The organism is Microbacterium sp. Z11_20, from assembly GCF_057197605.1.
Genome location: NZ_JBXVOQ010000004.1, coordinates 112911 through 125340, shown reverse-complemented (window position 1 = coordinate 125340; position 12430 = coordinate 112911). Strand labels below are relative to the sequence as shown.

Below are 12430 nucleotides of genomic sequence, written 5' to 3'. Positions count from 1 at the left end.
GCACAGCCGAGGTGCGCGCCGGGCCCGGCCCCGATTCAGACTGAGTACGTGCACAGCCGAGGTGCGCGCCGGAGCCGTTCGGGTGCGCGGGAGCGGGTCTTCGGGATAACCCGACATACGGGTCGGGATGACGCGGGGGACAGCGCCGAGCTGCGGTCCTACCGTGGGAGCATGACCTCGCAGACCGCTGCCGCCCCGGCACCCGAATCCCCCGCCGCGGCACCCTCCCCGGCGTCGACGAGCCGCCGCGCGGTCGCCTCGCCCGGGCGCATCCTCACCGCGATCGCCCAGCTCGCCGCACTCGGTGTCGTCGGCCCGGTCGTCTTCACGGTGCTCTTCACCCTGCTGGGCACCGGGCTCGGGCTGGTGGTTCTGCTCGGGATCGGGCTGCTGTTCCTGGTCGCTCTCGTCTACGCGCTGTGGGCGGTGGCGTGGCTCGAGAACGCCCGCGTCGAGGGCCTGTACGGCTTCCGCATCCCGGCTCTGACCGTTCAGCGACCAGAGCGTGCGGGTTTCGGGGGCGTGGTGCGGATGGTGGGGCGCCAGGCGATCGACCCGGCGGTGTGGCGGGGCATCGCGAACTTCGCCGTGGCGACGATCCTCGGCTTCGTGACGGTGCTGCTCGTCGGCCTCATCGCCTCCGGGGCGGCCCTCACCTTCGCCCCCCTGTACGCCGGCTCCGGTGTCGCCCGCCTGTGGCGAACCGGAATCGACGTTCCGGCGGGATGGGCGCTGCTGGTCGGTCCGATCCTGGTTCTCCTGGCCCTCGCCGGGCTGGTGGCGATCGCGATCCTGCACGGCGTCCTGGCCCGCCTCATCCTGGTGCCGTCGCAGGAGGCGCAGCTCACCGCGCAGGCCCGGCAGTCGGCGCAGCAGCGCGCCGGGGCGGTGCGCGCCGCCGACGTCGAGCGCACCCGGATCGAGCGCGATCTGCATGACGGGGTGCAGCCCCGGCTGGTCTCCGTCGGGATGACCCTGGGCCTGGCCCGGCAGAAGATCGACGACGACCCCGCCGCCGCCAAGGCGCTCATCGAGGAGGCGCACACCTCCACGAAGGCGGCCATCACCGAGCTCCGCCAACTCGCCCGCGGCATCCACGCCTCGGTGCTGGATGACCGGGGACTGGATGCGGCGCTGTCGGCGCTCGCGGCCCGGTCGCACGTGCCCGTCCAGCTGGATGTCCGCATCGACGGCCGCTGCGAGCGCAGCGCCGAGGCCGCGGTGTACTTCTCGATCGCCGAGTCGCTCACGAACGCGGCGAAGCACTCCCGTGCCAGCGCCGTCCGGGTCGTCGTCCGCCGCCGGGACGACGGGTCACTGTGGGCCCGTGTCGAGGACGATGGCATCGGCGGTGCCCGTATCCTTCCCGGTGGCGGCCTCGACGGAATCTCCAACCGCATCCTCGGCGCCGGCGGAACCTACCGCCTCGACAGCCCGACCGGCGGCCCCACCGCCCTGGAGGTGAGCGTCCCGTGCGCATCCTGATCTGCAGCGCCGTCAGCGACGTTCGCATCGAGCCGGCAGGAAGTGTCCCGTGCGCATCCTGATCTGTGAGGACTCCGTCCTCCTCCGCGAGGGCCTCGTGCGCCTTCTCGAGGACGCGGGCCACGACGTGGTCGCAGCCCTCCCCGACGCGTCCGACCTCGACGCCACGGTCGCCGAGGTCGCGCCCGACCTGTGCATCCTCGACGTGCGGCTCCCCCCGACCTACACCGACGAGGGCATCCGCGCCGCCGCGCGGCTGCGGGCAGCGCATCCCGACCTGCCGGTGCTGGTGCTCTCGCAGTACGTCGAGGAGCGCTATGCGAGCGATCTCATCTCCGCCGGCGGTGGGGCGCTCGGGTACCTCCTCAAAGACCGCGTCGCCGATGTCGCCGAGTTCCTCGACTCGGTCGCCCGCATCGGCGCCGGAGCCACGGTCCTCGACCCCGAGGTGGTGGCGCAGCTGCTCGGTCGGCGCAGCCGCGACGAACGGATGCAGCGGCTGACCGAGCGCGAGCGCCAGGTGCTCTCGCTCATCGCGGAGGGCAAGTCCAACCAGGCGATCGCCGGGACGCTGTTCGTGTCGGAGGCGAGCGTCGAGAAGCACATCACGGCGATCTTCCAGAAGCTCGGACTCGAGCAGGACGAGTCGGGCAACCGCCGCGTCCAGGCCGCGCTCGTCCACATCGAATTCGGCGGATCCGCGCCGCAGACAGGAGCAGCACGATGACCAGCACCCTGAACCCGCCGGTGCCGACGGCCGGCCCGGAGGCCCCGCGGCCGGGGAACGCGGCCGGGCGCGTGATCACGATTCTCACGGCCCTCCTGGGGGTCGGCGTGCTCGTCGCCGTCGCGTGGGCCGGGATCCGCTCGACCGTGGCGGCGTCGGTGGCTTCCTCGGATACCCGCACGCTGGCCGTCGACGGGGTGCGCGACCTGGACGTGGACGTGGCAGCGACCTCGCTCACCATCCGCTTCGACGACGTGCCCGAGGCATCCCTGGAGGTGCGTGACTCCAGCGGCGGGGCGTGGACATTCGAGCGCACCGGCGACACGCTGAGCGTGGAGACGCCCCGCGCCGCCTTCGTGTCGTGGTTCGGCTCCGACAACGGCCGTGCCGTGCTCACCCTCCCGGCCGAGCTGGAGGGTGCCCCCACCGCCCTGTTCCTCGGCGCCGGCTCGCTGACCGCGGACGGTGACTTCGGAGATCTGGAACTCGGGATGGGTGCGGGTGGGATGGACATCAGCGGCACCGCCGAGTCGGTCGTCGCCGATATCAGCGCGGGCCGGGCCGAGCTCGATCTGGAGGGCGTCCGCGACGCCGACCTGCAGCTGTCCGCCGGGGAGATGGTCGCCCGGCTCGAGGGCGAGGCGCCGTCGGAGGTCGCCGTCTCGGTCAGCGCCGGGTCGCTGGAACTGACCCTGCCCGACGACGACTACGACGTCACCTCCGACGTCGCGGCGGGCGAGCTGGACAACAACCTCCGCACCGTGTCGGGAGCATCCTCGCGGGTCTTCGTCGAGGTGGCGGCCGGGAGCGCACGCCTGAACGCCGGCTGACCCGCGTCGAGCCTCCACGACACCCGGCATGCGCTGCGGCGCCCCGGCTGTCGTGGACGTTCGCGTGTGGATGCCGCGGCTCAGCGCCCCGTGTCGTAGAGGTGCCGGCCACCGTGGCCCAGCACCTTCACCACGACGCCGCGCTGGTGGAGTTCGGCGACGGCGCGGGTCTCCTCCTCCAGCGTCGTGCCGAGGGCGTGCACGTTCGCGACGACGAGCACGTCGCCGCGGCCGAGGGTGTCGAAGAAGCGACAGAGCCGTTCCGACCAGTCTTCGAGCGTCTCCGGCGCCGGGTGCCGGAAGTCCGCGATGGCCACGCCGAAGCGGGTCAGGTCCTCCCGCTGCTGGACGACCGAGGGCATACCCGGGCGGGACACGACAAGACCCACCAGTCGGGCGCCGGCGGGGCGGGCGAGCCACCAGTGGCGGTCGCGTTGCAGTTCGGTGAAGCACTTCGGGCAGTCCGCGGCCGGGTGCGGCAGATACAGCGGGCTCGTGTCGGTCGGTGCGGCGTGCGCGTGCGTCATCGCCGCCGGATCCTGCGTCTCGCTCATGGCACCTCCCGCCCCCATTGTGCCCGCTTCCGCGGGTGGGCCGAGACCTCAGTCCTCGCCCTCGAGCCGCAGTTCCAGGCTCAGCTGGTCGGCGTCGAGCTCGGAGAGGGCGTGCCGAAGGGTCGCCGTGCTGTACCGGCCGCCGCGCGAGAGCTCCACCAGGCGGTCGCGCATCACCTCGATGAGGGCGAGCCGGAGCTCCAGGTGGTCGCGCGCGCGGGTTCCCGAGTCGTCCTCGGGCGGTCGGGTGAGGCGGGCGTTGACGCGGGTCACGACGTCGTCGGGGAAGGCATCGCCATCCCGCCGGCGCAGGCGACCGCCGGCCACCGCCTCCGCCGCCGCGCGCTGCATCTCCGCCGCCAGCGACCGCTGCTCCTCGTGCGGGGGACGGTCACCGCCCTGGCTCTGCAGCCCGAGCGCACGCACGACCCACGGCAGCGTGAGGCCCTGCAACAGGAGGCTGAACACGGCGACGAGAAACGCGATGAAGATCAGCAGCGGGCGGTTCGGGGCATCGGCGGGCAGGGTCTGCGCCGCCGCCAGAGTCACCACCCCGCGCATCCCCGCCCACACGATGACCGCGCCGTGTCGCCAGTCCAGGGGGGAGTCGCGGTAGTAGTCGAGGTCGGCCACCATGCGGGCCAGGCGTGCGCGGAAGGCGCTGAGGCGTCGCTCCACCCGCTCCGGATCCGCGGCACGGCCCGGATGGCCGGGGGCGCCGGGAGGGGACGCGAGGCGTCGTTCGGCGTCATCCGCCCGTGATCGGGCGCTCTTCAGGCGGTCGCGCAGACGCGAGCGTGAGCGCGAGCGCGCACCCTGCGCCCAGATCAACGCCGAGACGTAGCCGGCCCGGATCGCGAGGACGGCGCCGAGGGCCAGGAGAGCCAGCCACGTGCCGTACCAGAGCCCTTCGTGCTCCTCCACGTTCGCGCGCACGATCTCTTTGAGCTCGAGGCCCATGATGAGAAAGACGGCGCCCTCCAGCAGGAGCTCGATCGTGCGCCAGTTGAGGTGGTCGCTCATCCGCTGCTCGGGCGTGAAACGCCGGGTGGCTCCCTGCCCGGTGACGATGCCGGCGACCACGGCGGCGACGAGCCCCGAGCCCCCGAGGGCCTCGGTGGGCAGGTACGCCAGGAACGGAACGGTGAAGCTCAGGGCGGTGTTGGCCGCCGGATGACGCACCCACTGCCGGACGCGCAGGTTCGCCCAGCCGACGGCCGCGCCTACCGCCAGCGCGACCGCGACGCCCTGCAGGAACGCCCAGACCGTGTCGCCGAAGGCGAAGCCACCGGCGATCGCGGCGATGGCCGTGCGCAACAGCACGAGCGCGGTCGCATCGTTGAGCAGGCTCTCGCCCTCGAGCATCGTGACCACGCGCGGAGCGAGGCCCAGGCGCTTCGCGATGGAGGTGGCCACCGCATCCGTCGGGCTCAGGATCGCACCGAGGGCGATCCCCAGCGCGAGGCCCAGCCCCGGGATGAGCAGGGCGAAGACGAGGCCCAGCGCCACGGAGGAGATCACCACGAGCAGCACCGAGAGGCCCGCGATCGGGGCGAAGTCGCGGCGGAACTCCACGGCGGGCAGCTGCACCGCGGCGGAGTACAGCAGCGGCGGCAGGACGCCGACGAGGATCCACTCGGGGTCGAGCTCCCACGCGGGGAAGAAGGGCAGGAGGCTCACGGCGAGGCCGATGCCCATGAGCACGAGGGGTCCGGCGATGTTGACGCGGGGTGCCAGAGCCGTCGCGAGCGAGATGACGACGACGCCGATGACGACCACCACAAGGGTCTCCAGCACGCAACGAGCATATTGCGGGCGGGCGGAACGGTACCGTGAACATGTGACCTTCAACGACGATGCCAAGGTCGGCGGCAATCGTGCGCGCCGGCGCGGACGGGGCGCGGCCATCGCCGGCGGCGGTGTCGCCGGTGTCGGCGTGATCGTGGTGCTCCTGCTCAACGCCTTCACAGGGGGAGATTTCTCGAGCCTCCTCGGCGGGGGTGCCGGGGGGCCGGTGCCCCAGGGTGAGGGGGCAGAGATCTCGAACTGCCAGACCGGCGAAGACGCCAATGCGCGCGACGACTGCCGCCTGGCCGCCGGCTCGCTCGCCCTCGACGAGTACTGGGCCGGTGAGCTGGAGGGCTACCGCGAACCGCAGCTGATCATCGTCGACGGGTCGACGTCGACGCAGTGCGGCACCGCCTCGAACGCCACCGGGCCGTTCTACTGCCCGCCGGAGGAGACCGTGTACGTCGACCCGACGTTCTTCGCGCTCCTGCGGGAGCGCTTCGACGCCACGGGCGGCGACCTCGCGCAGCTCTACGTGCTCGCGCACGAATACGGACACCACGTGCAGAACATCACCGGCGTCTTCGAGCAGTATCCCGACAACGGCACCGGGCCCGACAGCAACGGCGTGCGCACCGAGCTGCAGGCCGACTGCTTCGCCGGGGCGTGGGTGGCCGGGATGACGATCGCCGACGACGCGGACGGCACCCGGTACCTCGAAACGCCGACCTCTGCCCAGATCTCCGACGCGCTCAACGCCGCAGCATCCGTCGGCGACGACCACATCCAGCAGCAGTCCGGCGGCGCCGTCAACTCCGACACGTGGAGCCACGGCTCCAGCGAGCAGCGCCAGCGGTGGTTCGACACCGGCTACGACGGCCGCCCCGGCGCGTGCGACACCTTCTCGATCGCGGGGTCGCAGCTGTGAGCGCCTTGGCACACCTCGACGACATCCTGTACCCCGAGATCGAACCGTACGAGACGGGGATGCTGCTGGCCGGCGACGGTCAGCGGATCTACTGGGAGCAGAGCGGCAATCCCGAGGGCATCCCCGTCGTGTACCTGCACGGAGGGCCAGGCGGCGGGACGAGCCCGTGGCAGCGGCGCTTCTTCGATCCGGAGAAGTACCGCATCATCCTGTTCGATCAGCGCGGATGCGGGCGGTCGACGCCGCACGCGAGCGATATGACGACCGACCTGCGGTTCAACACCACGTGGCACCTCGTCGCCGACATGGACCTCCTCCGTCGCAACCTGGGCATCCGGAAGTGGCAGGTCTTCGGTGGCTCGTGGGGCAGTTCGCTCGCGCTCGCCTACGCCGAGGCGCACCCGGACACCGTCACCGCGCTGGTGCTTCGCGGCATCTTCACCCTGCGCCGCCACGAACTGGAGTGGTTCTACGAGGGCGGTGCGTCGGCGCTGTTCCCCGACCTGTGGGAAGAGTTCGTCGCGCCGATCCCGGTGCTCGAACGTTCGCGCATGATCGAGGCCTACCATCGCCGCCTCACCGACCCCGACCCGGCGGTACACGGCCCGGCGGCGCTGGCGTGGACCCGGTGGGAGGCGGCCACCGTCACCCTCATGCCGGACGCGGGCTTCATCGCCGAGATGAGCGAGCCGGAGTCGGCCATCGCCTTCGCGCGCATCGAGAACCACTACTTCGTGCATGGCGGGTGGTTGCGGGAGGGGCAGCTCATCGAGGACGCGGGGCGGCTGCGCGGCATCCCGACGGTGATCGTCCAGGGCCGCTACGACGTGTGCACGCCCATGATGACGGCGTGGGACCTGCACCGGGCGCTCCCCGAGGCCGAGCTGGTCGTGGTTCCCGGCGCCGGGCACGTGGCGCTCGAACCCGGCATCGCCCGCGCCCTGCGCGACGCCGCCGACCGCTTGGTCTCCTGAGCGGCGCCGAGAAACAACGTTCCGGCTGAGAAACGGCGCGGCGCGGGGTGTCTCGGCCGGAATGTCGTGTCTCGCGGGCGGGCGGGGTGCGCGGGGGCGGGCGGGGCGTCAGGCGCGGAAGGCCTTCAGCAGCGTCCCCGCGAGTGTCGCGAGGCTGCCGTGCGCGCGGAACAGGGTGAGCCCCTTGCTCACCGCGGCACCGGTGCGCGCCGTCACGAACCACGACGGCTTGGGCAGCACCGTGAACGTCCCGCGGCGGCCGAATCCGCGAACCATCCGGGGGAACGGGCGGAACGGACCGCGCAGCACCGAGCGCTCGACCCGATCGATGAGGCGTGCGTTGTGCACGACGCCGATGCCGCTGCCGACGTTCTGCAGCGTGCCGCCGGGGAACGCGCCCCACGACAGGGCCGGGACGGTGAACGACACGCCCGTCCAGGTGTTGATCGCGATTGCGCCGTAGCGCAGCTCGGCGATGGCGCTCTCGAACCCCGCGCCGAGTTCGGCTTCGCTCACCGGGTCGATCAGGACGTTCGCGCCGAGGGTGCCGGTGAGGCGGTCGTTGGCGTGCGCGACGGCGGCGTCGAGGAACTCCTGACCCGATCCCGGCAGCGTCAGCACTCCGAGCACGGGTGCGAAGTACTCCGTGGTCTCCACGGCGTCGGCTGCCGCATCCCGGTCGACCTCCACGATCGCGCGGGTGTCGTCGGCGTACCACGTCGCGTGCGGGTAGGTCGCCCGCGCCGAGGCGAGCGCGTCGTCGCTCCGCGGGTACCAGGCCGGCCGGGCCGGGGCTGCGGCGTACGCGCGGCGGAGGGCGGCGAGGAACGCGCCCCGTTGCGGCCAGTCGGCGCTGAGGAGCACCACCTGTCCGGCGATGCAGTTGTGCCCGCCGTTCTGTAGGCGCATCGTCGCGATGTGCTCCGCCTGGTATTTGAGGTCGGCGGTGGTCCACTTCCCCGGCACCACGATGATCGGGGCGACGCCGCCGAGTTCGGCCGTGATGGGCACGGTGAGGGCTGGGCGGTTCTCGGCACGTCGCGCGGCCGCATCCTCTCCCCACACGATCGCGTCGAAGGTGGCGGCCGAACCGGTGACGTGCACGTGGGAGAACGCGGGATGCCGCGTCAGCTGCGCACCGAGGTCTCCGCCCCCGCGCACGATCCGCAGGAACCCCGCCTCGATCAGCGGAGCGAGCGCCCGCTCGAACACCGGGACGAGGGCATCCTGGGTGGGGTTGAGCTTCAGCAGCGACACGCGGTTGGCCGAGAGCAGTTCGTACAGGACGTCGAGGACGGGGATCGAGGTGACGTTGCCGGCGCCCAGGACGAGGCCGACACCGCCGGATGCGGTGGGGGTGCGCTGGCCGAGCCCGGCAGAGGTGATCGCCTGCGCCCGCGTCACCCCGGGCTCCAGCCACACCTCACCGCGGAAGCCCGAGAGCAGCACGCGGTCGATCGGTGCGGCAGGCAGGACGCGCACGCGCAGGCGCCCGCCGGGCGCCGGGTCGAAGCGCGCGGTGCCGAGCGGACTGAGGCCGGTGTGCAGCGCGCGCAGTGAATCCCGCGCGGTGTCCAGGGCGGCGAGGGTCGCGTAGGGCCCGGCGAGCCATTCCTCGCCGGCCAGAGGAGAGTCCAGGACGAGACCCTTGGATGCGACGGCCGCTGTGGCCCACTCCTCGGCCGACGCGCCCACGGTGTCGTGCAGGCGATCGAGGAGCCGCGCGCGCTCATCGAGGGTGAGCGTGGACCACAGGCGCGAGCCGGCGGCGAGGGCGTCGAGATCGGCGTCGATCGCTGCCTGAGCGGCGTCGGGAAGCGCGGAAGAGGGGAGATCGAGGGGCACGACACACTCCTTCGGACAGGGCTCCAGCCTAGGTCGGCCGCGGAGCGGGATCGTGCTGTGGTAGGCCTTGCGCGCGCACCCGGGCCGGGGCGGTCAGATGAGCGCGAGTTCGCGGAGCTTGGCGATGAGGTCGGCGTCGGACGGCTCCACATGGTGCGAGGAGTCCGGATATACGACGACGGGAATGTTCGTGCGGCCGGAGATGTCTCGCGCGACATCGGCGGCGGCGGGATCGGCCTCGAGGTCGACGTACTCGTACGGCACGCCGAGGCTGTCGAGCGCGGCCTTGGTGCGGCGGCAGTCCCTGCACCACGCGGCGCCGAACATCGTCACGGCAGCGGAGGAAGTCATCCCTCCAGGTTATGCCCGGGCGGAGGGCTGCCTCGCCACTGCTAAGCGGCCAGGTTGTCGGCGGCGGCGGCCGCGGCACGTGCGGCGGCAGGGGCTGCCGCGCGCTGCTTCTCCGGGCCGTAGACGACGAGCGCGTGGAAGACGAACCGGACGACGAAGGCGGCCACCAGGGTGAGGCCGGCGGCGAGGACGCTGGGGATATGTGTGGCCTCGACGAGGATCCACAACACGGGGATGCGGATGACGGCTTCGAGGTTGTTGAAGGTGAACGACTTGAGGAACCGGTGCCGCATCAGACCGGAGTCGGCCCGCAGGTCGGCGAAGACGAGATACTCCAGGAGGAGGAAGTTGCCGAGGATCGTCACTTCGCTGGCGATGATCGCCGCCCACACGTATTCCATGCCGAGGGCGATGAGCGCCCACATGATGGCCAGGTTGGCCACGGCACCGGCCCCGCCGACCAGCGCGAAGGCCGACATGCGCCCGAATCGGAGCATGGTCAGCTGCGTGAGGAATCGCACGCCCTGGGTGAAGGAGGCCTTGGATCGTCCTGCGTATCGTTCGGCGAAGTCGAAAGGCACCTCGGCGAGGCGCAGCTGACGGCGCGCGAGGATCTCCAGGAGGATCTTGAATCCGCGAGGGCGCAGGCCGTCCAGCTCGACGGCCGACCGGCGCAGCAGGAAGAAGCCGGTCATCGGGTCGGAGCATCCATGGAGCCTGCGCGGGAACATCGCCTTGGTCAGCAGGGTCGACAACCGCGACACGGTGGTGCGCACGGAGCCGGCGAGACCCGTGGACGTCCCGCCGGGGACGTAGCGCGAGGCGACCACCACGTCCACATCGCCTCGCGTGGCTCGGGCGAGCAGCTGCGGGATGACCTCCGGTGGATGCTGCAGGTCACCGTCCATGACGAGGCACCAGTCGGCACGCGCGGCCTGCACGCCCTCGAGGACCGCGCCGCCCAGTCCACCCGTGGCCTCCTCGCGGTGGATCAGCCGGACGGGCGCTTCGCTCTCGCGCGCCGCAGCACGGATGATCTCCGGGGTGTCATCGGTGGAGTCGTCGACGAAGACGACCTCATACGCGGAGCGGTCCAGCGTGAGGGCCAGACGGCGCAGCAGTTCCCGGACGTTCGGACCTTCGTTGAAGGTCGGAACGATGAGGGAGAGGTCCATGGGCGGCTCGCGATTTCGTCGGGCTGAGGCCTTTCAGCCTAATGTCCGCACCTTGGCGTGGGCCGGGGGATCCGGGAAGCGGTACGCCGGAATTCACTCCGCGTTCAGGGGTCGGAACCGATGCATACAGCGTGCTGCACGGGAGCCTTGGTCGCTGCCTGCGGCAGTTTGCCTGTTCGTCGCTGGTAGTACTGCAAGCCGGTCGGACCTTCGCCGTCGTGGCCGCGGCGAGGGCAGCGGAGTACGCCACCTGCGCGATTTTCGGTCCTCCGTATGCCGCGAATCCGAAGTAGCGTCCCTCGACATCCGCCTGCACGAAAGGTGTGCGGTCAGCAGGTACCCGTGCAGGTGTGCCATCGCAAACGCCAACTCGACCCCACGGGTCCGTGGGTCGGCGCAGAAGCCGAGTCGTACCGGCAGGGATGCAGGTTCTCGAGCAGGTGCTCGCGCCGACGACTACCCGATGAGGCCTGCCAGCGCCTCGACGCCCATGCCGTAGTTGATGCGGATGCAGGGGAGGGAGAGCTTGTCCGTACCGATCCGGACGTACCCCTGCTCGATCGTGCGCGCCAGCTCGAACCCGGCCTGAGTGACGCCGCGCCGGGCTTCGTCGTTGTAGTCACCGAACGGGTAGGCGACCACCTCCCGCGCCCCGAGGATCTGGGCCGATTGCTCGAGGTCGGCGGCGATGGCGTCCGCGGCATCGTTGACCATCCGCCCGTCGCCGTTCACGCCCGCGCGGTGCATGTCGTGGGTGTGGGAGCGCTGCAGCACGAACGGGTTCGGCGCCGGCTCGGTGCGGGCGGACGTGATCACGAACGACGTGGTGAGCAGGCCCCTGCCGTGCACGATGGGTGCGGCCAACTCCAGCCACGAGGAGTCGGCGTCGTCGTCCGTGATGATCACCGAGCGCTTCGGGAGGAACAGAGCGCCGTCGATGAAGGCGCTCAGCTCGTCCCAGGTCGGCAGATAGAAGCCGGAGTCGGCGATGTACGCCATCTGCGCGTCGAAGTCTCCGATGAAGGCGTAGTTGAGCCGCAACCAGCCCGGTTCCCCCTCGGGCTTGGTGGTGAACTGGTGGTACATGAGGACGGGGATGCCGGCGTCTTCGGCGGCGTTGTCTCCGGGCGTCTTCCACCCGGCATGCAGAGTGACTCGCCTCGCGGTGCAGGTCACGAGGTCGGCACCGTTCACCCGGGCGGGGACGGCGAAGCCCGCCGCATCCGCCGCTGTCGCGTACCAGCCGGCGAACACCCGTCCGTCCTGGCGGGGGATCGGGAGGCCCGCGTAGAGCACTCCCTGTGTCTGGAGCTGCGGTTCGAGGGCGATGCCGTCGCCGAGGAACGACACGGCGCAGGCGGACGGGTCGGGCGTCGCAGCCAGCAGCGCCTCGGCCGGGCTGAGCGGCGTGGGCGAAGGGGTCGGCGTCGGGGTCGGGGAGGGCCGCGGTGACGCAGCGGCCCTCCCCTCCGGCGGTGCGGTGCCCCGCGCGATCGCGAACGCCAAGATGGTGCTGACGACGGCCACGCTCAGGATCGCCGCGGCCACACCGATCGCCCGCCGGCGACGCCGCCGCCGGGATGAGGACGCCCGCGGTCCGTGCGACGAGTGTCGGCGTCGCATCCGAGATCCCGTTCCGGCCGTCATGACTCCCCCTGGTACCGATCCGCCCCCGCGCCTCGGTGGGCGGCAGCCTAGCCGGACGCGAAGGAATACCGTCTCAGCGAGCAGGCGCGCCGACGGGGCGGCCGAGACAGGCGCGCGAGAAGTCGC

The 12430-nt window shown here is 71.6% G+C and carries 11 protein-coding genes; 5 read left to right on the top strand and 6 right to left on the bottom strand.

The genetic code is table 11. The features are described 5' to 3' along the window. Window positions 1-171: 171 nt before the first annotated feature. Genes AC2DFQ_RS11085 through AC2DFQ_RS11075 form a run of 3 tightly spaced genes read left to right on the top strand, consistent with a single transcriptional unit; the run spans window position 172 to window position 3042 of the window. Window positions 172-1485: a sensor histidine kinase gene (locus tag AC2DFQ_RS11085; RefSeq protein ID WP_484533926.1), complete on the top strand. Its 1314-nt coding sequence runs from the start codon at window positions 172-174 to the stop codon at window positions 1483-1485. A 49-nt stretch (window positions 1486-1534) separates the two neighbouring features. After that, window positions 1535-2212: a response regulator gene (locus AC2DFQ_RS11080; protein ID WP_484510115.1), complete on the top strand. Its 678-nt coding sequence runs from the start codon at window positions 1535-1537 to the stop codon at window positions 2210-2212. Beyond that, window positions 2209-3042, top strand: coding sequence for a hypothetical protein (locus AC2DFQ_RS11075; protein WP_484533925.1), 834 nt, complete (start codon window positions 2209-2211; stop codon window positions 3040-3042). The genes AC2DFQ_RS11080 and AC2DFQ_RS11075 overlap by 4 nt, the downstream gene beginning before the upstream one ends. Before the next feature lie 80 nt (window positions 3043-3122). Here AC2DFQ_RS11075 and AC2DFQ_RS11070 read toward each other — a convergent pair whose 3' ends face one another. Together AC2DFQ_RS11070 and AC2DFQ_RS11065 are read right to left on the bottom strand one after the other, a co-directional pair. Next, entirely contained in the window at window positions 3123-3596 is a 474-nt protein-coding gene (locus tag AC2DFQ_RS11070) for a dehydrogenase (protein WP_484533924.1), read from the bottom strand. A gap of 48 nt (window positions 3597-3644) precedes the next feature. Further along, the gene (locus AC2DFQ_RS11065) at window positions 3645-5393 is read right to left on the bottom strand and encodes a cation:proton antiporter (RefSeq protein ID WP_484533923.1); all 1749 of its coding nucleotides are present in this window, start codon (window positions 5391-5393) and stop codon (window positions 3645-3647) included. A 43-nt stretch (window positions 5394-5436) separates the two neighbouring features. On the opposite strand from AC2DFQ_RS11065, the gene ypfJ reads away from it, so the two are divergent. Beyond that, a complete protein-coding gene (gene ypfJ / locus AC2DFQ_RS11060) occupies window positions 5437-6312 on the top strand; it encodes a KPN_02809 family neutral zinc metallopeptidase (protein ID WP_484533922.1) in 876 nt (291 codons plus the stop codon). Beyond that, on the top strand, window positions 6309-7286 hold the full coding sequence (gene pip / locus AC2DFQ_RS11055) for a prolyl aminopeptidase (protein ID WP_484533921.1): 978 nt from the start codon (window positions 6309-6311) through the stop codon (window positions 7284-7286). The genes ypfJ and pip overlap by 4 nt, the downstream gene beginning before the upstream one ends. Before the next feature lie 108 nt (window positions 7287-7394). Here the strand turns inward: pip and AC2DFQ_RS11050 are convergent, their stop codons facing one another. From AC2DFQ_RS11050 to AC2DFQ_RS11035, 4 genes are all read right to left on the bottom strand, one after another. Further along, window positions 7395-9131 (bottom strand): aldehyde dehydrogenase family protein, encoded by a 1737-nt coding sequence (locus AC2DFQ_RS11050; protein ID WP_484533920.1) that lies wholly within the window; start codon window positions 9129-9131, stop codon window positions 7395-7397. Between the two features lie 93 nt (window positions 9132-9224). Then, window positions 9225-9482 (bottom strand): glutaredoxin family protein, encoded by a 258-nt coding sequence (locus AC2DFQ_RS11045; RefSeq protein WP_484510122.1) that lies wholly within the window; start codon window positions 9480-9482, stop codon window positions 9225-9227. 41 nt (window positions 9483-9523) lie between these two features. Further along, a complete protein-coding gene (locus AC2DFQ_RS11040) occupies window positions 9524-10657 on the bottom strand; it encodes a glycosyltransferase (protein WP_484533919.1) in 1134 nt (377 codons plus the stop codon). A gap of 456 nt (window positions 10658-11113) precedes the next feature. After that, complete coding sequence (locus tag AC2DFQ_RS11035) at window positions 11114-12205, bottom strand: polysaccharide deacetylase family protein (RefSeq protein ID WP_484510125.1); 1092 nt, start codon at window positions 12203-12205, stop codon at window positions 11114-11116. Between the last annotated feature and the right edge of the window lie 225 nt (window positions 12206-12430).

Bases quoted from the DNA above. Each gene is read 5' to 3' on its own strand.
- AC2DFQ_RS11085 (WP_484533926.1), top strand. From the start codon at position 172: ATGACCTCGCAGACCGCTGCCGCCCCGGCACCCGAATCCCCCGCCGCG.
- AC2DFQ_RS11075 (WP_484533925.1), top strand. From the start codon at position 2,209: ATGACCAGCACCCTGAACCCGCCGGTGCCGACGGCCGGCCCGGAGGCC.
- AC2DFQ_RS11070 (WP_484533924.1), bottom strand. From the start codon at position 3,596: ATGAGCGAGACGCAGGATCCGGCGGCGATGACGCACGCGCACGCCGCA.
- AC2DFQ_RS11045 (WP_484510122.1), bottom strand. From the start codon at position 9,482: ATGACTTCCTCCGCTGCCGTGACGATGTTCGGCGCCGCGTGGTGCAGG.
- AC2DFQ_RS11040 (WP_484533919.1), bottom strand. From the start codon at position 10,657: ATGGACCTCTCCCTCATCGTTCCGACCTTCAACGAAGGTCCGAACGTC.